Origin of the sequence: Streptomyces sp. SA15, from assembly GCF_002291145.1 — a bacterium.
In the GTDB taxonomy this organism is placed as follows: domain Bacteria; phylum Actinomycetota; class Actinomycetes; order Streptomycetales; family Streptomycetaceae; genus Streptomyces.
The window spans coordinates 70,671-95,395 of sequence record NZ_NTGE01000099.1 but is presented as its reverse complement, the minus strand read 5'-3'; the positions used below and the strand labels follow the sequence as shown (position 1 = coordinate 95,395).

Annotated in this window: 25 protein-coding genes; 15 read left to right on the top strand and 10 right to left on the bottom strand. The window is 70.4% G+C overall.

Translation table 11 applies throughout. The features are described from left to right. The first annotated feature begins 71 nt into the window (after window positions 1-71). Complete coding sequence (locus CLM62_RS20575) at window positions 72-1,592, top strand: M20/M25/M40 family metallo-hydrolase (protein ID WP_095751364.1); 1,521 nt, start codon at window positions 72-74, stop codon at window positions 1,590-1,592. Between the two features lie 174 nt (window positions 1,593-1,766). Here the strand turns inward: CLM62_RS20575 and CLM62_RS20570 are convergent, their stop codons facing one another. Beyond that, entirely contained in the window at window positions 1,767-2,498 is a 732-nt protein-coding gene (locus CLM62_RS20570; protein WP_179382188.1) for an SLATT domain-containing protein, read from the bottom strand. 288 nt (window positions 2,499-2,786) lie between these two features. On the opposite strand from CLM62_RS20570, the gene CLM62_RS20565 reads away from it, so the two are divergent. From CLM62_RS20565 to CLM62_RS20555, 3 genes are all read left to right on the top strand, one after another. Then, window positions 2,787-3,128 carry a YbaB/EbfC family nucleoid-associated protein gene (locus CLM62_RS20565; protein WP_095751362.1) on the top strand — a complete coding sequence of 114 codons (342 nt, stop codon included), beginning with the start codon at window positions 2,787-2,789 and terminating at the stop codon, window positions 3,126-3,128. 80 nt (window positions 3,129-3,208) lie between these two features. Next, window positions 3,209-3,808 carry a recombination mediator RecR gene (recR, locus tag CLM62_RS20560; RefSeq protein ID WP_009309432.1) on the top strand — a complete coding sequence of 200 codons (600 nt, stop codon included), beginning with the start codon at window positions 3,209-3,211 and terminating at the stop codon, window positions 3,806-3,808. After that, window positions 3,801-4,460, top strand: coding sequence for a DUF5063 domain-containing protein (locus CLM62_RS20555; RefSeq protein ID WP_095751361.1), 660 nt, complete (start codon window positions 3,801-3,803; stop codon window positions 4,458-4,460). Before recR ends, CLM62_RS20555 begins: the two co-directional genes overlap by 8 nt. 6 nt (window positions 4,461-4,466) lie before the next feature. Here CLM62_RS20555 and CLM62_RS20550 read toward each other — a convergent pair whose 3' ends face one another. Then, window positions 4,467-4,862 (bottom strand): hypothetical protein, encoded by a 396-nt coding sequence (locus CLM62_RS20550; protein WP_095751360.1) that lies wholly within the window; start codon window positions 4,860-4,862, stop codon window positions 4,467-4,469. On the opposite strand from CLM62_RS20550, the gene CLM62_RS20545 reads away from it, so the two are divergent. Together CLM62_RS20545 and CLM62_RS20540 are read left to right on the top strand one after the other, a co-directional pair. Then, complete coding sequence (locus tag CLM62_RS20545) at window positions 4,785-5,312, top strand: DUF5753 domain-containing protein (RefSeq protein WP_306457919.1); 528 nt, start codon at window positions 4,785-4,787, stop codon at window positions 5,310-5,312. The two genes, CLM62_RS20550 and CLM62_RS20545, sit on opposite strands and share 78 nt — an antisense overlap. Then, window positions 5,309-5,509, top strand: coding sequence for a DUF397 domain-containing protein (locus CLM62_RS20540; RefSeq protein WP_095751358.1), 201 nt, complete (start codon window positions 5,309-5,311; stop codon window positions 5,507-5,509). The genes CLM62_RS20545 and CLM62_RS20540 overlap by 4 nt, the downstream gene beginning before the upstream one ends. Window positions 5,510-5,734: 225 nt before the next feature. Here the strand turns inward: CLM62_RS20540 and CLM62_RS20535 are convergent, their stop codons facing one another. Then, the gene (locus CLM62_RS20535) at window positions 5,735-6,451 is read right to left on the bottom strand and encodes a sulfite exporter TauE/SafE family protein (protein WP_179382166.1); all 717 of its coding nucleotides are present in this window, start codon (window positions 6,449-6,451) and stop codon (window positions 5,735-5,737) included. Window positions 6,452-6,631: 180 nt separating this feature from the next. Here CLM62_RS20535 and CLM62_RS20530 point away from each other — a divergent pair, with 180 nt between their 5' ends. Continuing rightward, window positions 6,632-7,132, top strand: coding sequence for an SgcJ/EcaC family oxidoreductase (locus CLM62_RS20530; RefSeq protein ID WP_095751357.1), 501 nt, complete (start codon window positions 6,632-6,634; stop codon window positions 7,130-7,132). A 41-nt stretch (window positions 7,133-7,173) separates the two neighbouring features. Here the strand turns inward: CLM62_RS20530 and CLM62_RS20525 are convergent, their stop codons facing one another. Continuing rightward, complete coding sequence (locus CLM62_RS20525; protein ID WP_095751356.1) at window positions 7,174-8,562, bottom strand: HAMP domain-containing sensor histidine kinase; 1,389 nt, start codon at window positions 8,560-8,562, stop codon at window positions 7,174-7,176. After that, the gene (locus CLM62_RS20520) at window positions 8,559-9,272 is read right to left on the bottom strand and encodes a response regulator transcription factor (RefSeq protein WP_095751355.1); all 714 of its coding nucleotides are present in this window, start codon (window positions 9,270-9,272) and stop codon (window positions 8,559-8,561) included. Before CLM62_RS20520 ends, CLM62_RS20525 begins: the two co-directional genes overlap by 4 nt. A gap of 258 nt (window positions 9,273-9,530) precedes the next feature. Between CLM62_RS20520 and CLM62_RS20515 the strand changes: the two genes are divergently transcribed. The 4 genes from CLM62_RS20515 (at window position 9,531) to CLM62_RS20500 (ending at window position 14,150) form a co-directional block, all read left to right on the top strand. Continuing rightward, window positions 9,531-10,823: an aspartate kinase gene (locus tag CLM62_RS20515; RefSeq protein WP_095751354.1), complete on the top strand. Its 1,293-nt coding sequence runs from the start codon at window positions 9,531-9,533 to the stop codon at window positions 10,821-10,823. Next, window positions 10,823-11,908 (top strand): aspartate-semialdehyde dehydrogenase, encoded by a 1,086-nt coding sequence (locus CLM62_RS20510; RefSeq protein WP_095751353.1) that lies wholly within the window; start codon window positions 10,823-10,825, stop codon window positions 11,906-11,908. Before CLM62_RS20515 ends, CLM62_RS20510 begins: the two co-directional genes overlap by 1 nt. A gap of 494 nt (window positions 11,909-12,402) precedes the next feature. Next, entirely contained in the window at window positions 12,403-12,978 is a 576-nt protein-coding gene (locus CLM62_RS20505) for a SigE family RNA polymerase sigma factor (RefSeq protein WP_095751680.1), read from the top strand. A gap of 128 nt (window positions 12,979-13,106) precedes the next feature. Further along, the gene (locus CLM62_RS20500; protein WP_095751352.1) at window positions 13,107-14,150 is read left to right on the top strand and encodes a hypothetical protein; all 1,044 of its coding nucleotides are present in this window, start codon (window positions 13,107-13,109) and stop codon (window positions 14,148-14,150) included. 185 nt (window positions 14,151-14,335) lie between these two features. Here the strand turns inward: CLM62_RS20500 and CLM62_RS20495 are convergent, their stop codons facing one another. Next, entirely contained in the window at window positions 14,336-15,121 is a 786-nt protein-coding gene (locus CLM62_RS20495; RefSeq protein WP_179382165.1) for an SURF1 family protein, read from the bottom strand. Between the two features lie 44 nt (window positions 15,122-15,165). Further along, a complete protein-coding gene (locus CLM62_RS20490) occupies window positions 15,166-15,540 on the bottom strand; it encodes a nuclear transport factor 2 family protein (RefSeq protein ID WP_095751350.1) in 375 nt (124 codons plus the stop codon). Window positions 15,541-15,681: 141 nt separating this feature from the next. On the opposite strand from CLM62_RS20490, the gene CLM62_RS20485 reads away from it, so the two are divergent. Then, window positions 15,682-17,502 (top strand): prolyl oligopeptidase family serine peptidase, encoded by a 1,821-nt coding sequence (locus CLM62_RS20485; RefSeq protein ID WP_095751349.1) that lies wholly within the window; start codon window positions 15,682-15,684, stop codon window positions 17,500-17,502. A 105-nt stretch (window positions 17,503-17,607) separates the two neighbouring features. Here CLM62_RS20485 and CLM62_RS20480 read toward each other — a convergent pair whose 3' ends face one another. After that, window positions 17,608-19,527 (bottom strand): NAD-binding protein, encoded by a 1,920-nt coding sequence (locus CLM62_RS20480; protein WP_095751348.1) that lies wholly within the window; start codon window positions 19,525-19,527, stop codon window positions 17,608-17,610. Between the two features lie 224 nt (window positions 19,528-19,751). Here CLM62_RS20480 and CLM62_RS20475 point away from each other — a divergent pair, with 224 nt between their 5' ends. After that, complete coding sequence (locus CLM62_RS20475) at window positions 19,752-20,771, top strand: permease (RefSeq protein WP_095751347.1); 1,020 nt, start codon at window positions 19,752-19,754, stop codon at window positions 20,769-20,771. Then, on the top strand, window positions 20,768-21,514 hold the full coding sequence (locus tag CLM62_RS20470; protein ID WP_095751346.1) for a TIGR03943 family protein: 747 nt from the start codon (window positions 20,768-20,770) through the stop codon (window positions 21,512-21,514). The genes CLM62_RS20475 and CLM62_RS20470 overlap by 4 nt, the downstream gene beginning before the upstream one ends. 28 nt (window positions 21,515-21,542) lie before the next feature. Here CLM62_RS20470 and CLM62_RS20465 read toward each other — a convergent pair whose 3' ends face one another. Next, entirely contained in the window at window positions 21,543-22,943 is a 1,401-nt protein-coding gene (locus tag CLM62_RS20465) for a transposase (RefSeq protein WP_257003956.1), read from the bottom strand. A gap of 28 nt (window positions 22,944-22,971) precedes the next feature. On the opposite strand from CLM62_RS20465, the gene CLM62_RS20460 reads away from it, so the two are divergent. Further along, a complete protein-coding gene (locus tag CLM62_RS20460) occupies window positions 22,972-23,124 on the top strand; it encodes a YlcI/YnfO family protein (RefSeq protein ID WP_095751344.1) in 153 nt (50 codons plus the stop codon). A 124-nt stretch (window positions 23,125-23,248) separates the two neighbouring features. On the opposite strand, the gene CLM62_RS20455 is transcribed toward CLM62_RS20460, so the two are convergent. Next, complete coding sequence (locus CLM62_RS20455) at window positions 23,249-24,649, bottom strand: serine/threonine-protein kinase (protein WP_179382164.1); 1,401 nt, start codon at window positions 24,647-24,649, stop codon at window positions 23,249-23,251. Window positions 24,650-24,725 lie beyond the last annotated feature (76 nt).

The following is a 24,725-nucleotide window of genomic DNA, read 5'->3' as shown; positions in this document are numbered from 1 at the left end:
CCTTGCCCCCCGCTGTCGGGTCCACGACCATTTCTTCTGGGTCGACCGGCATCGGCAGCCACGGAGGACACATGAGTCCCAGCCCCACGAGAAGGACGGTCCTGACCGCGACGGCGGCGGCGGGCGCGGCGACGACGTTAGGCCCGGCGACGCCGTCCGGCGCCGCGACGACGTCCGGCGCGGCGACCGAGCCGAACACCGCGACCCCGCCCGAAGCCGCAGCGGGCCCAGCGAGCCCATCGGGTCCGGGTGGCCCGGAGGGTCCGGGGGGCACCCCGCCCGGCAGCAGCCCCCGCCCGCCCGCCACCGCCCAACCCCCCACCCGTGAACTCCGCGCCCTCCTCCGCGAGATCGACCCGGACCGCATCGAGGCGACGGTCCGCAAGCTGGTCTCCTTCGGCACCCGCCACACCCTCTCCGCCCAGGACGACCCCCGGCGCGGCATCGGCGCCGCCCGCGACTGGCTCCTCGCCGAGCTGCGCTCCTACGCCGCCGCCTCCGGCGGCCGGATGACGGCGGAACTCCAGTCGTACGTCCAGGAACCGGCGTCCCGCATCCCGACGCCCACCCGCATCACCAACGTCCTCGCGACCCTCCGTGGCTCGGTCACCCCGGAGCGCGTGTACGTCGTCTCCGGCCACTACGACTCCCGCGTCACGGACGTCATGGACGCCACGTCCGACGCGCCGGGCGCGGACGACGACGCGTCCGGCGTGGCCGTCGTCCTGGAACTGGCCCGGGTGATGGCGAAACGCCGCCCGGCGTCGACGATCGTGTTCGCGGTGGTGGCGGGGGAGGAGCAGGGCCTGTACGGATCGGCGTACATGGCCCAGCGGTTCAAGGCGGACGGCACGGACGTCCAGGGCATGTTCACCAACGACATCATCGGCAGCCCGACGGCGGACGACGGCACGCGGGACCCGTACCGGATCCGCCTCTTCGCCGAGGGCGTCCCCTCCTCGGAGACTCCCGAACAGGCCGCGATCCGCCGCTCGGCCGGCGGCGAGAACGACTCCGCGACCCGCCAACTGGCCCGCTTCGTCCGGGACGTGGCGGACAACGACGCGACCGGCATGCACGTCCGCGTCATCTACCGCCGCGACCGTTACCGCCGCGGCGGCGACCACATCCCCTTCCTCGAACGCGGCTACCCCGCCGCCCGCTTCACCGAGCCCGCCGAGGACTTCGCCCACCAGCACCAGGACGTACGCGTCGACGAGACGGGCAAGCAGTACGGCGACCTGCCGGAGTTCTGCGACTACGACTACATCGCGCGCGTCGCCCGGGTGAACGCGGCGACCCTGTGGACCCTGGCCCAGGCCCCCGGCACCCCGAAGGGCGCGAAGATCGTCACGTCCACCCTGACGAACTCCACCCAGCTGGTATGGACCCGCGGCAAGGAACCCGACCTGACCGGCTACGAGATCGTCTGGCGAGAGACGACGTCCCCGGAGTGGACCCACGTGATCGACGCGGGAGACGCGACGACACACGAGGTCGACCTGTCCAAGGACAACGTGTTCTTCGGAGTGAGGGCGGTGAACAGGGCGGGCCTACGCAGCCCGGTGGCATTCCCGGACCCACAGGCGTGAGGGCTGCGCCTTTTCACAGGCCTGAGGGCTGCCCTTTTCCGCGCCGGTCGGGCAATGTCAGCCCGTCCGGCGTTTGAGGACGAGGCCCGTTCAGGGCCGACAGCGGGGGTCTGGGGGCGGCAGCCCCCAGGGATGGGACGGGTAGGGGCGGCGGGGGCGAGAAAAGCCAGGCGCTCACCTGGGCTCAGGCGGCCGCTGCCGAGGCATGTTAGGCCGAGCCCCCGCCCCCGGAGGCAAAGGAAACCGCCCCTGAGAACCCGCCTCCGACCGCTGCCCCACCACCCCCGCCGACTGAATCCCCAACGGCGTCGCCCCCGTCCGGAACTCCACCATCCAGTCGGCAGTCTCCGCCCGCACCAGCTCCGTCACGTCCTCCGAAAACCTCCGCAACACCCCCAGACACCGTTCCGCCGCCTCCCCGGCCGTCCCCTCCGCCGGCCCCAGAACCTCCCGCACACTCTCCGACGCCCAGTCGAACTGCAACACCTGGAGCCGCCGCTGCACGGCCTGAGCCGTGGCCACGTCCCTTATCCACCCGGACGTCACCCCGAAGTACCGGTCCCCGGCCACACACGCCACGCCCAGCAGCAACGCCAGATACCCCCAGGGGGCGACCCCGCCCACGACCCCCGTCATGTCCAGCAGAGGCAACGCGGCCCCCGCCACCGCCCCACCCGCCGCGCCCAGCCGCAGCACCCGCGCCCCGCGCCGCTTCCACACCCGGTCCGCCAGATACCAGGCCGCGGTGTCCAGCGCCCCTCGCTCCACCCACCGGTACAGCTCATCGAGCCGTACCGCGGGCTCACCCCAGTCGCCGAGCGGAAACGCCCGCCCGGTCAGATCGCCCGGCCGCAGCCCGGCCGCCCCCTCACCCCGCCCGTCCTGAGGCGGACCCTCGGGCTGCATCTCCGGCTGCTGACCCACCCGGCACTCCCTACCTGATCCGACCGATCACGTTGCTGACATGCCGGACCCTTCCTACCTCCCAATGGGTGGCGAAGGCGTAGCTTTCGTCTCTTTTCCGCCCGGAAGAGTCTCTTGATCACGTATACGACTCACGGTCGACTCACTCGAAAGAGTGCTGGAGCGAGGCCCACGAGGACCACGTAGTCTCGTGCTGAACGGCAAACCCGAACGGGAAACCTGAACGGGAAACCTGAACGGAAGACCCGTACAGACCAAGGAGAGCTGATAGTGATCCCCGGTGGTGGCCAGCCCAACATGCAGCAGCTGCTGCAGCAGGCCCAGAAGATGCAGCAGGACCTGGCGCAGGCGCAGGAAGAACTCGCCAGGACGGAGGTCGACGGCCAGGCGGGCGGCGGACTGGTGAAGGCCACGGTCACCGGCGCCGGAGAGCTCCGCGCGCTGAAGATCGACCCGAAGGCGGTGGACCCGGAGGACACCGACACCCTCGCCGACCTGGTGGTCGCGGCGGTCCAGGCGGCCAACGAGAACGCGCAGGCCCTGCAGCAGCAGAAGCTGGGCCCGCTGGCCCAGGGCCTCGGCGGCGGCGGTATCCCCGGCCTCCCCTTCTAAGTCTCCGGTCTGCCTTTCTAAGAGGGGCTCCGGCCAACTACGGTACGTACCGAAGGAACCCCAGGAAGGACGGCAGTCCGGTGTACGAAGGCGTGGTCCAGGACCTCATCGACGAGCTGGGGCGGCTTCCCGGCGTCGGTCCCAAGAGCGCGCAGCGGATCGCCTTCCACATCCTGCAGGCGGAACCGACGGACGTACGGCGTCTCGCGCAGGCCCTGATGGAGGTGAAGGCGAAGGTCCGCTTCTGCGCGACCTGCGGCAACATCGCACAGGAAGAGCTGTGCAACATCTGCCGCGACACGCGCCGGGACCCCTCCGTCATCTGCGTGGTCGAGGAGCCGAAGGACGTCGTGGCGATCGAGCGCACCCGCGAGTTCAGAGGCCGCTACCACGTCCTCGGCGGCGCGATCAGCCCGATCGAGGGCGTGGGCCCGGACGACCTGCGCATCCGGGAACTCCTGGCGCGCCTGGCGGACGGCACGGTCACGGAACTGATCCTGGCCACGGACCCGAATCTCGAGGGCGAGGCGACGGCCACGTACCTCGCCCGCATGATCAAGCCCATGGGCCTCAAGGTCACCCGCCTGGCCAGCGGCCTCCCGGTGGGTGGCGACCTGGAATACGCGGACGAGGTGACCCTCGGCCGCGCCTTCGAGGGGAGACGACTCCTAGATGTCTGACGCCACGCTGCACGCGACCACCCACGACCCGGCCGACTTCGCGGTCCAGATCGCGGACCAGGTGGAGAGCTTCCTGGTAGCGGTCACCGAGGTGGCGAAGGGCGACGAGCCGGAATCGGCGATCCCCTTCCTCCTGCTGGAGGTCTCCCAGCTCCTCCTGGCCGGCGGTCGCCTGGGCGCCCACGAGGACATCGTCCCCGACGAGCGCTACGAGCCCGACCTGGGCCCGGAGCCGGACGTGGACGGACTCCGCGAGAACCTCGCCCGCCTCCTGGAGCCGGTCGACGTCTACTCGGAGGTCTTCGACCCCTACGAGCCCCGCAAGGCCCCGGTCCCGGCCCGCATCTCCGACGACCTGGCCGACGTCATCACCGACCTCCGCCACGGCATGGCCCACTACCGCGCGGGCCGCACCACGGAGGCCCTGTGGTGGTGGCAGTTCTCCTACTTCTCCAACTGGGGCTCGACGGCGTCGGCGACCCTGCGCGCACTGCAGTCGGTCCTCGCCCACGTCCGCCTGAACCAGCCCCTGGAGGAACTGGACGGCCTGGACACGGACCAGGCGATGGGCGACGAGACCCTCGAATTCGAGGCGGGCAAGGTGATGGCGAAGGAGATCGGGGGGCCGTTGGGGATGGGGCCGGCGAAGTAACCGGGTTCACAGCACCGCGAGCAGTGCCTCCGCGTCGACGTACGGCGCGGTGGGCGTCGGCTCGCTGTACCAGCGCAGGGGCCAGGTGTTCCCGTCCAGCGCCGGGATCCCGATGTACGTGACGCCACGTGTGCGTCTCCCGCCGAACTGCTGCACGCCCAGCGGCCAGTTGTGCCTCCGCATCTCCCCGGGCGTCAGCAGGAAGTACATCCACCGGAACCCGACCGCCTCGCACACGATCGGCCCCGCGTCCCCGTCGGCCGCCTCGATGATCCGCGCGGCGACCGGTTCCCCTCGTACACCTTCGATCCGTAGGGCGTCGAAGTGCACGCCTGCCACGCGGAGTTGGTGGCCGACGGCCGGGATCCAGTCGGGGCGGTGAATTGCGTTCGTCATGGTCACACAGTGGCGTCTGCGGGGCTACAAATTCCGCCGCTGGACGAGGAGACTGTCACGGAGAGGGTCGGGGCGCGGTTGGAGCGGCAGCAGATCCACAGCCGGAAGCCACTGGTGGGGTGCAGCTACGTGCTGTACGAGGCGGCTCTGCGCGGCCCCTACGTGGGCAGAGAACAACTGCTGCATCTCCTGGACGTCACCAAGCTGCGCAACGTCTCGATCCAGGTGTTGCCTTACGAGCGGGCCATGACTGCTGCCCTCCATGGGCCGATGGTGCTTCTTGAGACCAGGGACCATGAACGCCTCGCCTACACGGAAGCGCCATCGGCGAGCCAACTGACCGGCGACCCTGAGGTCGTGAGCGCCCAGACTGAGCGGCTTAGCATGATCCGCACAGTCGCCCTCGACCCGGAAGAGTCGGCGCAATTCATCGAGCGGATGGTGGTAGCGCTATGAACGATGAGCTGAAGTGGTTCAAGTCGAGCTACAGCGATGGCGAAGGCGGCGCCTGCGTCGAAGTAGCCCTCCCTGCCCCCGTCACCACGATCCACATACGAGACTCGAAGAACCCTTCGGGCCCCGAACTCCGCCTCACCGCCCTCGCCTGGACGGCGTTCCTCTCCGGAGTTTCCGCAGGTCGGCCCGGAGCTTGAGCCCCGGGCTCCCGCGTCACACAGGCCGCAGGCCATAGAGTACGAGGCGGAGTACGGGGCCTTCACCGAGGCAGAACGCGCGGAGGCCGATGCGCGGATCGCCCGGCTCTTCGGTCCCGCCGATGACGACCAGGTCGGCACCGGGAAGGAAGCGACGCCATGAACCCAAGGACCGAGGACCGGCCGCAGATGTTCAAGGAGTACGTGAACTGACCGACCCGACCCTCACAGCCCCCACACCCCCTTCCCCACAGCCGTAACTCCACCCACCAACGCCAGCAACAACACCAGCAGCCGGGCTCGTTCCTCCGGCATCCGCCCCGCGAGCCCCCTGCCGATCAACCCGCCCACGACCATCGCCGCGACCACGGAAGCCCACCGCCCCCCGCTCAGTTCCGGCACCCCGTTCGACGCCACCGAGAACGCGTTCACGACGACGCCGTAGAACATCGCGTTCGGCACGAACTCCCGTACCGTCCAACCCGCGTTGACCGCGTACAGGGACACGGGCGGTCCCCCGACCCCCGCCGCCGAGTTCATGAACCCGCCCACCGCGCCCGCCGCCACCGCACCCCGCATGCCGCGCAACGCCGGTATCCGGGCGCCTCGCATGACCAGCAGCACCGCCCCTGTCACCAAGCCGCCCATCACCAACAGCAGTACCGGCTCAGGCAGTTGACGCGTCAGCCACGTCCCCGCCGGAACCGTGCACGCCGCCGCCACGCACAGCGGCACCATCGCCGCCGGCCGCACCCGCCGCCAACCGCCCGCCAGACCCACGACACTGATCGCCCCGGCGGCGCAGTTGGCGAGGACGACGCCGTCCGACGGGCCGAGGAGCAGGACCAGCGCGGGTACGGCGACCAGGGCGAAGCCCATGCCGGTGAGCCACTGCACGCAGGAGCCGAGCAGTACGATCACCGGCAGCACCACGTCCGTCATGCACTCATCATGACGGCCGTTACGCAACGTGAATTGGAAGCATCCTGTCTCCGCCCTGTACATCGCTTGCACGGGCGCTAACCAGCGGAAAGCGAACCTGGAGTCACTCCACACCGCAGAGAACGCGGAGGGAGAGACACCACCTCGCACACCGCCACAGCAACCGCACAGGAGACAGTGATGACCCGTCGTTCCGTAAGCAAGCGCGCAGCACTCGTCACCGCCGCCGCCGTCGCCGCGATGGGCACGGTCGCCGTCGGTGTCAGCGTGGCCGGCCCGAAGGCTCCGGCGAAGCCCACCACCACGCAGGTCACGACCCTGTTCGACGGCTGGAACGCCGCCCTGCAGACCGGTGACCCGGAGAAGGTGGCGGACCTGTACGCGAACGACGCGGTCCTCCTGCCCACCGTCTCCAACAAGGTCCGCACCGACAGAGCCGGAATAGTCGACTACTTCGAGCACTTCCTGGCGAACAAGCCGGTCGGCAAGAAGATCCAGTCGCACGTCAACGTCCTCGACAGCGACTCCGCCATCGACACCGGCGTCTACGAGTTCACGCTGACCGACCACGACACCGGCGAGAAGAGGGTCGTCGAGGCCCGCTACACGTACGAGTACGAGAAGCGGGACGGCAAGTGGCTGATCGTCAACCACCACTCCTCGGCGATGCCGGAGAGCTGATCGTCAGCTCCCGCTCCGGGGCGCGGCTCGCAGGGTGATCGTCAGCTCCCGCTCCGGGGCGCGGCCCGCAGGGTGATCGTCACCTTCAGCCCGCCCCCGTGAGCGTCCCCGAGCGTCACGGTTCCGCCGTCGTCCGTCACCAGCTGTTTGACGACGGCGAGGCCGAGCCCGGAGCCGGAGCGGCCGGTCAGGCCCTGGCCGCGCCAGAAGCGGTCGAAGGCGCGGGACTTCTCGGCATCCGACATGCCGGGTCCCTCGTCGAGAACGGACAGCACCACCTCGTCGCCCCGCGATTCCACCCGGACTGTGATCGTGCCGCCGTCCGGTGACACCTCCAGGGCGTTCGAGAGCACGTTGTCCAGCACTTGGTCCAGGTGACCGGGGCTGGTCATCACAAGCGGCCGGTCGTCGATACTCCCCCTGAGCGCGATGGTGACTCCGCGCTCGTCGGCGGCCGGCCTCCACACCGCCAGACGCTCGTCCACGATGTCCCGCAGCGGCAACGGCTCCGCGGCCGTCACCTTCGCCTCGGCCCGCGCCAGCACCAGCAGCCCGTTGACCAGCCGGCTCATCCGGACCACCTCGGCGGTCGCCTGCTCGACGTCCTCCCGTACGAACTCGTCGTCCACCCCGTCCGCGATGTTGTCCAGGGACAGCCGCAAGGCCGTGAGAGGAGTGCGGAGCTGATGGGAGGCGTCCGCCACGAAGATGCGCTGCGAGGCGATCAGGGTGTCGAGGCGCTCGCCGGCCTGGTTGAGCGTGCGGGCCAGGGTCTGCGTCTCGGTCGGACCCGTCACCGCCGACCGCGCGGTCAGGTCGCCGTCGCTGAACTTGCTCGCCATGTCGTTGAGCTGGCGCAAGGGAGCGGTGATCCGGCGGGCGGCGAACGAGCCGATCGCAGCGGCTGCCCCCAGTACCAGCACGGCCAGGCCCGCCCGGAAGCCCCAGATCTGCCAGAACCTGGAGGTCATGTCCTCGGTCGAGTACCGGATCCGTACGGCGCCGACGACCTGGCTCTGTCCGGAGTCCCCGTCGGCCGCCGACTCGTGCGCGGGGACGGTGACCACCAGATGCTTGCCCCAGATGAAGTCGGCACCCCAGTCGGGCTTGGGTTGGTCGCCCTCCAGGGCCTCGGTGAGGGCCATGTCCCGCGCGGGCCGCGGCAGGCCCGGCGCGCAGTCGCCGACTCCGGTCACCTGGACCTCGCTGGACGTCTGGTCGGCGTACGCCTCGGCCATCCGCTCCAGGGCGTCGCACGAGGTGCGATCGCCGTTGCCCAGCAGCAGCGCCATGGTCTTGGCCTCGCGCTCCACGGACTGGAAGGTGTCGTCCCGCAACTGCTTGGTGAGCGTGAAGGCCACCGGCACGGTGAACAGGAAGACGGCGACCGCGACGAGCAGGATGTAGCTGCGGATGAGCTGGCGGTTCATGGCGCGTCACTACCGCCGTCGCCGTCACTACTGCCGTCGCCGCCGTTGACGATCTCCAGCCGGAACCCGACCCCCCGCACCGCCTCGATCGTGATCGCGCCCTTCAGCTTCCGCCGCAGCGCCGCCACATGCACGTCCAGCGTCTTCGTCGGCCCGAACCAGTTCGCGTCCCAGACCGCCTCCATGATCTGCTCGCGCGACATCAGCGCGCCCGGCTCCTCGGTGAGGAAGGCCAGCAGGTCGTACTCCTTGGGCGCCAGCGCGACCTCCTCGCCGTCCAGGCGGACGCGGGCGGCCTTGCGGTCGATGGTCAGGTGGGAGCCGTACCGGTCGACACCGTTCTCGGCGTTCGTACGGGGCTGCATGCGCCGCATCACCGCTCGTATTCGCGCGATGACCTCCCGTACGCCGAACGGCTTGGAGACGTAGTCGTCGGCGCCGAGCTCCAGGCCCACCACCCGGTCCGTCTCGTCGCTGCGCGCGCTGATCACGATGATCGGCACATCGCCGCGCTCGCGCAGCGCCTTGCAGACGTCGAGGCCGTCGGTGTCGGGCAGACCGAGGTCGAGGAGTACGACGTCGTAGGGCTCCCGGTGGGCCAGCGCGGCCGCGCCCGTGGTGACCCACTCCACCTCGAAGCCGTAGCGGGTCAGGCCGCGGCGAAGGGACTGGGCGACGGGTTCATCGTCTTCGACGAGAAGTACGTGCACAGGCCGAACCCTAGTGCTTGAGATCTAATGGACAGATCTCGCTTCTGAATCACTTGTGACCCGCGGCACTTTCCGAGTGTGGTGGGTGCGCCCCGGGCATGTGCAGACCGAAGCACGAGCGACCGGACATCCCGCCGACGGGACATCCCGCCGACCGGACATCGCAGATCGGGACATCTCACCATGCGGTATCCCGGAAGGGAATTTCGGACGCTCGTTAAACTGAGCCGACACACACGGACTGAGCGAGGAGCGCACGTGGGCCTTGTCGTGCAGAAGTACGGAGGCTCCTCCGTAGCCGATGCCGAGGGCATCAAGCGCGTCGCCAAGCGGATCGTGGAAGCGAAGAAGAACGGCAACCAGGTTGTCGTCGTCGTTTCCGCGATGGGCGACACGACGGACGAGCTGATCGATCTCGCCGGGCAGGTATCTCCGATGCCGGCCGGGCGTGAGTTCGACATGCTGCTGACCGCCGGAGAGCGTATCTCCATGGCACTGCTGGCCATGGCGATCAAAAACCTGGGTCACGAGGCCCAGTCCTTCACCGGCAGCCAGGCAGGCGTCATCACCGACTCGGTCCACAACAAAGCGCGGATCATCGACGTCACGCCGGGCCGGATCAGGACGGCGCTCGACGAGGGCAACATCGCCATCGTCGCCGGGTTCCAGGGCGTCAGCCAGGACAAGAAGGACATCACCACGCTCGGTCGCGGTGGGTCCGACACGACGGCCGTGGCGCTTGCCGCCGCGCTCGACGCCGAGGTGTGCGAGATCTACACCGACGTCGACGGTGTGTTCACCGCCGACCCGCGTGTGGTGAAGAAGGCCCGGAAGATGGACTGGATCTCGTTCGAGGACATGCTCGAACTGGCCAGCTCAGGGTCGAAGGTGCTGCTCCACCGCTGTGTGGAGTACGCCCGCCGCTACAACATCCCGATCCACGTCCGCTCCTCCTTCAGCGGGCTCCAGGGCACGTGGGTCAGCAGCGAGCCACTCGTTCAAAAGACACAGCAGCAAGGGGAGCAGAAGGTGGAGCAGGCCATCATCTCCGGTGTCGCGCACGACACCTCGGAGGCCAAGATCACGGTCGTCGGCGTGCCCGACAAGCCGGGCGAGGCCGCCTCCATCTTCCGCACGATCGCCGATGCCGAGATCAACCTCGACATGGTCGTGCAGAACGTGTCCGCCGCCTCCACCGGGCTGACGGACATCTCCTTCACGCTGCCGAAGACCGAGGGCCGCAAGGCCATCGACGCGCTGGAGCGGAACAAGCACGGCATCGGCTTCGACTCGCTGCGCTACGACGACCAGATCGGGAAGATCTCGCTGGTCGGCGCGGGGATGAAGACCAACCCGGGTGTCACGGCCTCGTTCTTCGAGGCGCTGAGCGACGCGGGCGTGAACATCGAGCTGATCTCGACCTCCGAGATCCGCATCTCGGTCGTCACCCGTGCCGACGACGTGCCCGAGGCCGTCCGTGCCGTGCACACCGCCTTCGGGCTCGACTCCGACAGCGACGAGGCCGTCGTCTACGGAGGCACTGGCCGCTGATGGCCGACACGGAGCGGACCGGTCGGTCCGATCGGTCCGTACGCCCGACGCTCGCGGTCGTGGGTGCGACCGGAGCCGTCGGCACGGTCATGCTCCAGATCCTGTCCCAGCACGCGGACATCTGGGGCGAGATCCGTCTGATCGCCTCACCGCGCTCGGCCGGCCGCAAGCTGGCCGTGCGCGGCGAGGAGGTCGAGGTGGTGGCCCTGTCGGAGGAGGCCTTCGACGGGGTCGACGTCGCCATGTTCGACGTACCGGACGAGATCGCCGAGCAGTGGGCGCCGGTCGCCGCCGCCAAGGGCGCGGTGGTCGTGGACAACTCGGGCGCCTTCCGGATGGACCCGGACGTGCCCCTGGTCGTCCCCGAGGTCAATCCGCACGCGGCGCGGCTGCGTCCGCGCGGGATCATCGCCAACCCCAACTGCACGACTCTCTCCATGATCGTGGCGCTCGGCGCGCTGCACGCCGAGTTCGGGCTGCGCGAACTGGTCGTCTCCTCGTACCAGGCGGTGAGCGGCGCCGGGCAGGCCGGTGTGGAGACGCTGCGGCAGCAGATGTCCCTCGTCGCCGGTACGGAACTGGGGACCAGCCCCGGTGACGTACGGCGGGCCGTCGGGGACAACACCGGGCCGTTCCCGGAGCCGGTCGCGCTGAACGTCGTACCGTGGGCCGGATCCCTCAGGGAGGACGGCTGGTCGTCGGAGGAGATGAAGGTGCGGGACGAGTCCCGCAAGATTCTCGGACTGCCGAGGCTGCCCGTCGCGGTGACCTGCGTACGGGTGCCGGTGATCACCACGCACTCGCTCACCGTCCACGCCCGCTTCGAGGGCGAGGTCACCGTCGACAAGGCGCGTGAGATCCTCGCCACAGCGCCCGGGGTCGTCCTCTTCGACGATCCGGAGGCCGGGGAGTTCCCCACGCCCGCCGATGTCGTGGGCACCGACCCGACCTGGGTCGGCCGGGTGCGTCGGGCCCTCGATGATCCAACCGCCCTTGAGCTCTTCGTATGCGGCGACAACCTGCGCAAGGGCGCCGCGCTCAACACCGCGCAGATCGCGGAGCTGGTGGCGGCGGAGTCCGAGTGACGCCGGCGCCGTTTCCGGCGCTGAGTGGGATGTGACATGTGTTGAGGCAAGGGGTTGCCACCGGAAAACTCCTGGCAGTAACCGCATACTTTTGTAGGATTCGGGTACAAGATGTGATCCAGATGTTGGTCTGGACCACTTGAACCGAGCCGCCTCGGCGTCCGAAGATTTGGCTCCCCGCCCTCCGCAACCGCGCGGAGGGCGGGGAGCGTCTTTGCGGACGCCCTGCGGGGGCGCGGGGATGTTTCACGGGGCGTGGGGACGCCCTGATCATTCAGAACACAGGGGAAGAGCGGGTAGGGCATGAGGGCGTTCGACGCACTGTCAGTTGTGCTGCCTGACACAAGACGGTCGGTCGCGTACAACCCTGACGAGGGGAAGCGTGTCCAACTGGCGTGGCTGAGGTACTCGACTTCCCTGCGGCGACGCGCGGCACGGCCCTACGGCCGCCCCGCCCGTCCCTACGACCACGCATGCCCGGCACGTCCGGTGGCATGCCGGTGATCGCGCCCATGCCCGCAGCGCGGCCCGCCCGCATACCGAATCAGCGCGACGGTGCCGACGACACGGTGGCGGCCGGAACCACCGTCGACCACCTCACCGAGACCTACCGCGCCCACTACCGCTCACTCCTGGGGCTCGCGGCGCTCCTCCTCGACGACACGGCCTCCTGCGAGGACGTCGTCCAGGAGGCGTTCATCCGCGTCCACTCCGCGCGCAAGCGCGTCCGCGACCCGGAGAAGACGCTCGCGTACCTGCGTCAGACGGTCGTCAATCTCTCCCGCTCGGCCCTGCGCCGCCGCATCCTCGGCCTGAAGCTGCTGTCCAAGCCGATGCCCGACATGGCGAGCGCCGAGGAGGGTGCCTACGACCAGCTGGAGCGCGACTCCCTGATCAAGGCGATGAAGGGCCTGCAGCGCCGCCAGCGCGAGGTCCTGGTCCTGCGCTACTTCGCGGACATGACCGAGGCGCAGGTCGCCGAGACGCTCGGGATATCGCTGGGCTCCGTCAAGGCGTACGGCTCACGTGGCATCGCGGCCCTGCGGGTCGCCATGGAGGCGCCTGCATGAGTGGTGACCAGGACGGGCGGGACGCGCGGCGTCATCTGCACGTCCCCCATGAGCCCTATGAATGGCGCGAGCCGACTCAGTCGTCGGGCAGTCAAGCGCCGAAGCAATCGCACGCTGGGAACGGAACTGTGAACCACGGCCCCGACGACCAGAGCTCCACGGGGCTCGACTCGGACGAGCTGGCACTGCGCGGGCTGCTGCATCAGGCGGTCCAGGAGATCGAGCCGCGCGACGGGACGCTGGACCACCTGCGCAAGGCGGTACCCGCCCGGCGGGCGCGCAAGCGGCAGGCCGTCGTCGGCATGGCGGCCGCGGCCCTCTTCATCGGCACCGCCGTCCCGGCCCTCGTGCACGTCTCCAACTCCACCGGCACCGACGCCAACCCGTCCGTGGCCGGACACTACTCGCAGGCACAGGGCGGCTCCGGGGAGGGCAAGGCCCCGGACGGCGGCGAGAGCACCTCGGGCACCTCCTCGGGCAAGGCCGAGGACAAGGGCAAGGGCGAGCAGAAGGAACAGGACAAGGGAAAGGGCACCGACAGCGGCAAGGGAACGGTCGGCGGCACGAACCCCTCCGCGTCCATGGTCCCGGGCGTCCCGGTGTGCACGGCCACCGAGCTGAGCCCGGGCGAGGCGACCACCGACGTCCCCGACTCCGCCGGCACGGTCTACGGCACCTTCCGCTACACCAACACCTCCGCCTCCGACTGCACGGTCAGCGGCCCGGGCACGATCACCCCGACCCCGGCGGGCGCGGCGGACGCCACCAAGATCAGCGCGGTCCGGCACACCTCCGGGGACGCGGCGGCGGGCCTGCCCGACCCGTCCCTCGAGCTCACCTCGCTGCTGCTGAAGCCGGGCTCCTCGTACGACGTGAAGTTCGCCTGGGTGCCCTCGGAAACCTGCCCCACGACCGGCGGCGGCGACACCGGCGGCGACACGGGCAACCCGACGCCCGACCCGACGCCCACGGAGAACCCCGACACGACCACGGGCAGCTCCACCGGCGGCGACACCGGCACGTCCACCCAGATGATGACGGAGGACGGCACGGCGGACGGCAGCGTCACGATCACGAACACGGGGGAGTCCGGGGGGCCGGCGACTTCGGCGACGGTGACCAATGCGTGTGCGGGGGTTGTCTACTGGACGGGTGTGCTGGCGGCGTCCTGACGGCTGCGGTTTGTCCTTCATCGTGATGGAGCCGCGGTGCCCGTGCGCGGGTGCCGACCTCGCTGGGGGCTTGCAGCCCCCGGACCCCCGCTGTCGGCCTGAACGGCCTCGTCCTCAATCTCCCCCACTCTCGGCTTCGCTCGAGCGGGGGGACCCCCACGACGGGCTGTTGTCGCCCGCCGGCGTCAGACAGTGACCCGTTCCTCGTTCTCCTGCGGCACCAGCCCGAGCTCCGCGTCCCGCAGAAACTCCACCTCACGCCGCAACAGCCGGAACCACATGAACACCACGAACCCGGCGAACACGAACCACTCCCCGGTGTACCCGAGGTTCTGGAACGCCTTCAGATCCAGCCCGGTGTCCGCAGGCGCAGCCGCCGGCACCGCCTTCATCCCCGAGTCCCCACGATCGAGCGTGACCCAAGCGTCGTACACATCGTCCGGCACGAGGTTCACCAGCGACGCCGCACTGATCGCCGCCGTCTGTCCCGCCGGCAGCCCGCCCTGCGCACTGACCCCGTTGTCCCCAGGCGTCTCGGACGCCTGCAGCGCACCGGTGACGGTGACCTCGCCGCGCGGCGCGGCGGGGGCCTTCGCCGGGTCCGCGGCGCCGGGCAGCCAGCCCCGCACCACCGGCAGGGCCTTGCCCTCGTCGGTGTGCAGCAGCGTCAGGACGTAGGAGCCGGACTTGCCGTCCAGCTCCCGGTCGGGGACCAGCAGCTGCTTGCCGTACCGGCCGCTCGCGGTGACCTGCTTGCCGACCGTCGCCTTGTCCACGGGCAGCAGCTCGGTGAGCGGACGCGCCGCCTCCCGCTTGGCCACCGCCGCCTGCTCACCGGCGCTGCGATGGTCCTCCACCCGCTGCTCGAACCGGCTCAGCTGCCACGAGCCCATGAAGATGCAGAAGGGGATGGCGAGCAGCACGAAGACGTTGATCCCCCACCAACGGGGCGTCAGCAGAAACCGGTACACACCCTCCACGGTACGGGGCTCCTGCGGAGAGCCCGGCCGCGGGGTCAGTACCTTTCGACGAGATGCTCCCGGCCCGCGGGCGGTTCGTACGGCTCCGGCCAGAAGTCGGTGACGGCGGATATACGCCCGCTGTCGTCCCCCGTGAAGAACGAGATGCCGTACATCTCCTCCAGCTCCACCGTGAAGAGTCCCCAGCTGACCACCTGCTCCGGCTCGGCGACGATCCGCTCGACCCGCAGCCGCCAGTCACCCGGATACTCCCGGTTGAACCGCACATACCGCTCCCGCCCGACGATTCGCTCCCGCGTCTGCGGCAGCGTGTACACGACGTCCTCGGCCAGCGTATCCGCGAACGCGTCCCAGTCCCGGGCCTGTGCCGTGGCCCAGAAGGTCTCGACTGTCTTGCGCAGATCCGTCATGCGATCGAGTCTGCACCGCGCCACTGACAATCGGTCCTCATGGTCGGTCCGTGTAAGAGGATCGGAAGAGCCCGGTCGAAGTTATCCACAGGCTGAGGAGGCGGCCAGCGGATTGTCGGTCGGGGCAGGCAGTATTGGGCCATGACTGAGAGCAACGGGTCCGCCGCGGCTGAGCGGAACGACGAGGAGATGCCGGACTGGGAGCAGCGTTTCCGGGCACCCCGGGTGTCCCTGCCCGACTGGGCGGAGGACGCACCGGACCGCTCCCTGTTCGTGTCGAACGCGACGGGGACGTACGAGCTGTATGCCTGGGACCGTTCGACGGGCGAGCAACGCCAGGTGACCGACCGGCCGAACGGCACGACGGACGGCGTGCTCTCCCCGGACGGCCGGTGGGTGTGGTGGTTCGACGACAAGGACGGCGACGAGTTCGGGGTCTGGCGGCGCCAGCCCTTCGACGGCGGGGAGGACGAGCTCGCCACGCCCGGGCTGGAGCCGTCGTATCCGGCGGGACTCGCCCTCGGCCGGGACGGTCGTACGGCGGTCGTGGGCCGCTCCACCGACGAGGACGGTACGACGATCCACGTCTCCCGCATCGGCGAGGACCCGGTGGAGATCTACCGTCACCGCGAGTCGGCGGGCGTCGGCGACCTCTCCCACGACGGCTCGCTGATCGCCATCGAGCACACCGAGCACGGCGACGCGATGCACTCGGCACTGCGCGTCCTGCGCCCCGACGGCACGACGGTCGCCGAACTCGACGACACCAAGGAGGGAACGGAGGAACTGGGTCTGGAGGTACTCGGCTTCGCGCCCGTCGACGGCGACAGCCGGCTCCTCATCGGGCATCAGCGGCGCGGCCGCTGGGAGCCCCTGGTGTGGGACGTGGCCTCCGGCGAGGAGACCGACCTCGCCCTGGAGCTGCCCGGCGATGTGAGTGCCGAGTGGTATCCGGACGGCAGCGGGCTGCTGATCGCGCACAGTTTCGAGGCCCGCAGCGAGCTCTTCCGGTACGACCTGGCGGGCCGTGAGCTGGTCGAGGTCCCGACCCCCGCCGGCACGGTGTCCGGGGCGACGGCCCGCCCCGACGGCAGCGTGGAGTACCTGTGGTCCTCCGCCGCCGAGCCGTCCACCGTCCGCTCGACGACCGGCAAGGTCGTCCTCGACCCGCCCGGCATGAAGTCCCCGGGGTCCGTCCCCGTGGAGGACGTGTGGGTGGAGGGTCCCGGTGGCCGTATCCACGCCCTGGTCCAGAAGCCGGCGGGCGCGACCGGCCCGCTCCCGACGGTCTTCGACATCCACGGCGGTCCCACCTGGCACGACAGCGACTCCTTCGCGGCCGGTCCCGCGGCCTGGGTCGACCACGGGTACGCGGTCGTCCGCGTCAACTACCGCGGCTCCACGGGATACGGCCGCGCCTGGACGGACGCGCTCAAGCACCGGGTCGGTCTGATCGAGCTGGAGGACATCGCGGCGGTCCGGGAATGGGCGGTCGCCTCAGGACTGGCGGACCCCTCCCGCCTTATCCTCACCGGCGGTTCCTGGGGCGGCTACCTCACCCTCCTCGGCCTCGGCACCCAGCCGGACGCGTGGACCCTGGGCATCGCGGCGGTCCCGGTCGCCGACTACGTCACGGCGTACCACGACGAGATGGAAGCCCTGAAGGCCATGGACCGCACCCTGCTGGGCGGCACCCCGGAGGAGGTCCCCGAGCGCTTCGAGGAGTCCTCCCCGCTGACCTACGTCGACCAGGTCAAGGCCCCCGTCTACATCTCGGCGGGTGTCAACGACCCCCGCTGCCCCATCCGCCAGATCGACAACTACGTCAAGCGCCTGGAGGCGAGAGGGGCGGTGCATGAGGTCTACCGCTACGACGCGGGGCACGGCTCGCTGGTGGTGGACGAGCGGATCAAGCAGGTGAGACTGGAACTGGACTTCGCGGCGAGGTATTTGCCGAGCTAGCGCAGAGGCGAGGCCTGCTTCTCGACCGACTGAGTCGGGTGGTGGGTGGCATAGGCCGGGCGCCAGGGCGCGGAGCCCCATGGCGGGGTTGTAGGGGCGGAGCCCCTACGCCCCGGCCCGCTCCCTGCGCGCCCGCCTCCCCAGCAACTCCGCCAACCCCCTCCGCGTAGCCGCCAACACCACCCGATCCGACCCCCGCAGCACATACGTATCCGGCAGATCCCACACCAACCCAGAAGCCCCTGCCGCCCGCACGTCCTCGTACGCCTCCTCCACGGCCGGCTCCTCCCGCGCCTCGCCGGAGGCCGCCGTGTCCAGCGCCAGCACCCGCCAGGCCCCCGCCCGAAACGCCTCCCCGACCGTCTTCCCCTCCAACTGCGGATGCCCGCCCACCTCCACGGCCGCGAACAACAGCACCCGCCGCTCGACCGGAATCGCCCCCAGGATCTGCCGCCCCATCATCGCCCCGGCGAAAGCGGGCGCCGCCAGATGCGACACACTGCGGCTCCGCGTGGAGGCACCCGGGTGCGCGGCCCGCAGGGTGCGGTACACCGCGGTCGCGAAGTCGTCGTCGTACAGACGAAGAACCACCCGCAGATCCGGCCGTACGGACCGCGCGTACAGCACGGCCTCCAGATTCGTCGTGTCCGCGCTCGTCACGGCGAGCAGTGCGTGCGCGCGGTGGATCTTGGCGGACTCCAGGACGCCCTCCTCGGTGACGTCGCCGAGCACCACCGGCACCCGCAGCCGCCGCGCCAGGGGGAGCCCGCGGGCCTCGGGGTCGGCCTCGACGCACACCACGGGGATGCGCAGTTCGTGCAGCCGGGCCAGCACGCGCGTGCCGATCTTGCCGAGTCCGAGCAGCACGACGTGCCCGCCGAGCCCGCGCGGCGGCTTGCGCAGCGAGGACGCGTTCCGGAAGGTGCCCAGCGCCTCCAGGACCGCGGCCAGCAGGACCGGAAGGAGCAGTAACCCGACCAGACCGGAGAGGAGTTGGAGGATTTGACGGCCGGTGGGATCCCCGATCGCCGGGTCGTTGATGGCGAAGAGATCGAGCAGGGTCAGGTAGGTCGCGTGCAGCGGGTGGTCCCCGGTGACCAGCGACAAGGCCACCGCGAGCGCGACCACGCACCCTACGAGTCCGGCCAGCGACCACCGCAGCCGCCGCGAGAACAGCGAGGCGAAGGAGGGGACGACACCGCGCCCCGCGGGCAGTGCCGGCCCGGAGTAGGACACCTGCTCCAGGACGACGGTCCCGCGCCCGGTGGCGTCCCGGACCGTCGCCGCGTCCGGCAGCAGCAGCGGCCCCTGCTCCCCGCCGGACTCGGAACCGTCCGCGCCGGCCGGGTCGTTGCCCGAAGCGGACAGCAGAGCCAGCGTGGCCAACCCCGGAGCGGCCACTGCTCCCGGCAGTGGCGGGGGACGTTCCACCGCGCGCAGCAGCAGCCCATCGGTCTCCACGACCTTGCTGGTGCCGACGAGGGCGCTGGCGGCCAGCGCGGGCGCCGCCGTGTCGGCGTCGGACAGGACGGTCGTGGAGGCGTCGAACACGGCGGTGGGTCCCGTGATGCCACCCGCAGCCAACGCCGCCGCCTGGTCGAGGAGTTCCTCGATGTGCTGCCCCAACCGCCGGTTGTACAGCCGCAGGACGAGCCGCAGCCGGGGGTTGAGTCGGCGGGCGGTGAGGGCGGCGCGGATGTTGGTCTCGTCGTCGTCGTACACGAGCGCGAGCGCGGCGGCCCGGTCCACGCCCGCCTCGACAAATGCGGACTCGGTCGGCTCGGCGGCCTCCACCACCCGCTCGGTTCCTGCGGGCGGGTCGGAAGTGCCGTTGCCCCCGGCGCGGTTGACGGCCGCGCTCACCACCCGGTCGAGCAGCGCGGACGCCGCCCGGGCCCGCCCGACCACCGGCAGCCGTACGGTGCGCTCGGAGGGCGGCACGACGAGCGTGACCTGCTCGCCGTACACACCGCGCAGTTCGGCGGCCAGCCGGTGTGCGAGTCCGTCGTCGCCGCACACCACCATGTGTACGGCCGTATCACCGGGCGAACTCTGATTCGGGACGCTTGCCACAAGGGGAAAGACTGCCTTACAGAGACGGGTGGTTGCACCATGCAATGCGATCGAATGCCCGTCACACTTCATCGGATACCTGTCGGGCTTGAACGGCGACGCCCTTCCTGCCGTACTGAAGGGGAGGCGATCCAGCGAAACCAGCGCCCTGCCGCACCACCGGAGGTACCCCGCCCGTGGCCATCACCAAAGCAGCCCCGCCGCAGACGGGCGAGGACCCGGGCCGCTCGGGGCGGGAGGCGGAGGCGCGGCGGCTCAGCTCCCCGCTCGTCCTGACCCTGTTGCTGGTCCTGGGAGTGCTGGCGCAGGACCCGATCCGGGGGGCGCTCGGTGCGCCGGTGATGCAGAGCTGGATGACGGTGTTCGTCGCGGTGATGGTGCAGGCGCTGCCCTTCCTGGTGCTGGGCGTGCTGCTGTCGGCGGCCATCGCGGTGTTCGTGCCGCCGTCGTTCTTCGCGCGGGCGCTGCCGAAGCGGCCCGCCCTGGCGGTGCCGGTGGCCGGGGCGGCGGGCGCGGTGCTGCCCGGTTGCGAGTGCGCGTCCGTGCCCGTGGCGGGGGCGCTGGTGCGGCGGGGCGTCACCCCGGCCGCGGCGCTCGCGTTCCTGCTCTCCGCGCCGGCGATCAACCCGATCGTGCTGACGGCGACAGCCGTCGCCTTCCCCGGCAACCCCGAGATGGTCCTCGCCCGGTTCGTCGCGAGCCTGCTGGTGGCGTGCGCGATGGGCTGGCTGTGGCAGCGGCTCGGCCGCGCCGACTGGCTGCGCCCGCCGGCCCGTGCGTCGTACGACGGTCAGGGCAGGGGAGTCGCCTTCTGGGGCTCGGTCCGGCATGACGTGATGCACGCGGGCGGCTTCCTGGTCGTCGGCGCGATGGCCGCCGCGACGCTGAAGGCGGTGGTGCCGGAGGGCTGGCTGCGTATGGCGGCCGACCATCCGTTCGTATCGGTGCTGGCGCTGGCGATCCTGGCCGTGCTGCTGTCGATCTGCTCGGAGGCGGACGCGTTCGTGGCGGCGTCGCTGTCGCAGTTCTCGCTGACCGCGCGGCTGGCGTTCCTGGTCGTGGGCCCGATGGTCGACCTCAAGCTGTTCGCGATGCAGGCGGGGACGTTCGGGCGCGGCTTCGCGGTGCGTTTCGCGCCCGCCACCTTCGTTCTCGCCGTCGCGGTGTCGGTGCTGACCGGAGCGGTGCTGCTGTGAACCGGCAGGCACAGGCGGCGGTGCTCTTCCTGCTCGGCGCGGCCCTGCTGCACGCGGGCCTCACCGACCTCTATCTGCGGTACGTCAAGGCGGGTCTGCGTCCGCTGGTGCTGGCGGCCGGCGTCGTACTGATCGCCACGGCGCTGGCGACGGCTTGGTACGAGTGGCGGAAGAAGGACCACGGGGACGAGCGAGGGGAGGGGCACGGGGAGGGACAAGGGGAGGGGCACGTCCACCGCGAACCCCGCGTCTCCTGGCTGCTCGTCCTGCCCCTCCTCGCGCTCATCCTGGTCGCCCCGCCGGCCCTCGGCTCCTATAGCGCCCTGCGCACCGGCACGGCCCTGCAACAGCCGTACGGCTACGCGGATCTGCCCGCCGACGGCCCGCTGCGTCTCAACCTGGTCGACTACGCCGGCCGCGCGGCCTACGACGACGGACGGTCCCTGCGCGGTCGGCAGATCAAGGTCACCGGCTTCGTCGCCCTGGACCGCGCCGGAACGCCGTACCTGGTCCGCATGGCCCTCAACTGCTGTGCCGCGGACGCCCAGCCGGTCAAGGTCGGTCTGAGCGGCCGTATCCCACCGGTCCTGCGACCGGACACCTGGCTGGAGGTCACCGGCACCTACACCACCCGGACGGCCAAGGACCCGGTCAACAACGGCCCGATCCCGTTCATCGAGGTCAGCGGCGCCGAACCGGTGGCGGCGCCCAAGGATCCGTACGACGAGACATGGAACAACTGAACCGACGTCTGACGGCCTCAACCGACCGTCAGGCCGGGGCTGTTGCACCGCGTTGACCGCTTTCGCGGTCGACCACCTCCGCGCGGCGGGCCACGAAATCCGGGTCGACCTCTACGCCATGAATTGACATCCTCCCCCTCTTGAAGAGGGGGATTTCAACCCAGGTGGGTTGAGGTTCACGGGCGTTCGAGCGGCCGGTGGCCGTTGTCACCCCTCCGGCACCGGCTGAGCGCCGGGGGCGGGGAATCCCGCCCTGTCCTGCCGCGACGTTGTGTGCTGCGTTCTCGTCCGCGTTGCAGGTGAAGCCGCAGGATACGCAGACGAACTCGGCTTGGCTCTTGCGCGAGTTCTTCTCGATCCATCCGCAGGCGCTGCACCGCAAAGACGTGTACGGGGCCGGGACGTCCTGGACCCGGCCGGGAGCCTTGTGCTCGGTGCGTTGCCGGAGCAGGCCCCAGCCCTGGGCGAGGATCGCCCGGTTCAGGCCAGCCTTCTGCTTGACCTTCTTGCCGGGCTGTTCGACCGTTCCTTTGGCGGAGGCGGTCATGTTCTTGATGTTGAGCTTCTCGAATCGCACCAGGTCATAGGTGCGGGCGAGCATCGTCGAGGTCTTCTCGCACCAGTCCTTGCGCCGGTTGGCTTCACGGGCTTTGAGCTTGGCGACCCTGGTGTACGCGGCGGTCTTCTGCTTGCTGCCCTTCGGGGCACGGGCGGCGCGGCGCTGGTGCTTGCGGATCTGCGCGCGCTCCTTGGTGGTGAGCTGTGGACAGTTCAGCTTCCGGCCGTCCGAGAGCGCTGCGGTGATCTTCACGCCCCGGTCGATGCCGATGATCTCGCCCGTACCGGGTGCGTCGACCGGCTCGGGGATGATGGCGAAGGCGATGTGCCACTGGCCGTCGCGGAAGGTGACCCTAAACGTCTTGGCGCTCGGCAGCCGGGAGCGGGTGAGACGGAACCGGACCCATCCGCAACCGGGCACCTTGACCTGAGCCCACCGGCGGTTGAGCTGCTGTACCACGACCGACCGCCCCATGACCTGCTTGCCGGTCTTCGCGTTCACCAGGGGCGTGCCGTCGGGCCGGCACTCCGGGACACGGTCCGTGCCGATCACGCGGAAGCCCTCGTGCCGGAACTTCTTGCGCCAGGTCGGCTCACCGAACCCGGAGGTGAACCTGGCGTTCTTGGCCTTGGCGAAGTCCTTCAGGGCCTGCTGCTGTACATCGGCGTTGCCGGAGCCGAGCCATTCGTTCGCGCGTCGGGCCTCGGTGAGCTGGCGGCACTGCTCGGCGAAACCGGGCGCAGGCTTCTTGTCCTTGCGCCAGTGGGCGTGCTGCTCAACGGCCAGGTTCCACACATACCGGGCGTGCGCGCAGTGCTCGAGCATCTGCTCTTCCTGCGCTCGCGTCGGGTACATCCGAAACCTGGACATGGCCCCATTATAGGGCCAGACTGGGGGCATGACCAAGCTCAATCTCCGACTCCCCGACGACCTGTACGCCAAGGCCAAGGCGCTTGCCGCCGCAGATGACCGCTCCCTCAACTCCTGGCTCGTCTCGCTCGTGCGACGGGCGGTCGAAGATGGTGAACGCCGTTCCGCCCAGGGGGCGTAACGGCTGTCGTCCCTGCCCTGCTCCGCAGAGGCTCGCATCCACCCCCGCCGTAACGGTGGACGGCCGAGCCGGTGCCGTACCAGGCGCCTGCGCGGAGCTGACGCGGCCGCTTACCCTGTCGCGATCAGTCGTCTCCCTCGTCGCCCTCTTCGTCACCCTGGGGCTTGTCGGGGGCCTTTTCGCGCTGCTTCTCCTCCTCCTTCTCCTCCTTGGTGGGAGTGGGAGTGGGAGTGGCGGTGGGGAGCGACGGACTGGGTGAGGACTCAGGGGCGGAAGGGGCCGACGGGGTAGGCGAGGTCCCGGAGAGAGGCGCCCCGGACGGCGTGGCGCTCGGCGTCGCGGCCGGGCGGGAGGTGCCCGGCGTGTCGGTGGCCGGGCTCTCCGCCGAGCTCTTGCCCGGCGAGAACCACAGCATGCCGGCGAGCATCGCGGCCAGGAAGACGACCGCCGCGGCGGCCGTTCCCACCATCTTCGGGCGGTGCGTGACGAAGCCGCGGATCCCCGGACGGGCGGGGCGCCGGGAGGCGCGGGACCGGGACGTCCGCCCGGCGGTGGACGGCAGCGCGTAGGTGGTGGCGGGTCCGGTGTCCGACGTGAGCCTGGAGGGGTCCCCCGGAAGCGCCCCGGAAGGAACGCCCGGCCCGGGTGCCGAGTACGCCGCCGTCCCGGTGCCCGCGCCCCTTTCCGGCTCCGGCGCCGGCAAGGGCTCGGAGCGGCCCTGCCAAGCCCCACTGCCGAACCACTCCGCGACCTGCTGGGCGGCGGGGCGGTCTTCGGGCTGCTTGGCGAGGAGGCCGAGCAGGTAGTTCTCGAAGGCGGGCGGGAGCCCGGCGACGAGCTGCCGGGGCGGCTCGGGGGCGGCGTCGAGGTGCTGGTGCAGGATCGCGACCGCCGAGTCGGCCCGGAACGGCGGTTTCCCGGTGAGGAGTTGGTAGAGCACGCAGCCCAGGGCGTACACGTCGGAGGCCGGACCGGCGTTCTGCCCCAGGGCGCGTTCGGGCGCGAGGTAGAGGCTGGTGCCGACGATCTGCCCGGTGGTGGTGAGCGCGCCGGACGGGTCGTCGACGAAGCGGGCGATCCCGAAGTCGCCGATCTTCAGGGTGCCGTCGGCGTCCAGCAGCAGGTTGGCGGGCTTGATGTCGCGGTGCACGATGCCCTGCTGGTGTGCGGCGGCGAGCCCGGCGGCGGCCTGGGACGCGATCCGGGCCACCTCCTCGACGGAGAGCGGGCCGGCGGTGGTGAGACGGCGGGCGAGGCTGTCGCCCTCGACCAGTTCCATCACCAGGAAGAGCCGGCCGTCGTACTCGCCGAAGTCGTAGACACCCACCACATGCGGGTGGTTGAGCCGACCCGCGGTCTGCGCCTCCAGCCGGAAGCGCGAGGCGGAGGTGGGGTCGGAGCCCTGCGGCAGGAGCAGCTTGACGGCCACCGTCCTGCCGAGCGTCTCGTCGAAACCCCGCCAGACCTCGCCCATCGCGCCGCGTCCGATGGGGTCGTGCAGCCGATACCGGCCCGCGATCAGCACCTGTGTTTCATCCTCATGCCGTATGCCATAAGACGATCGACCGCCGCAGGCGCAACACGCCACGGTGACGTGGGTG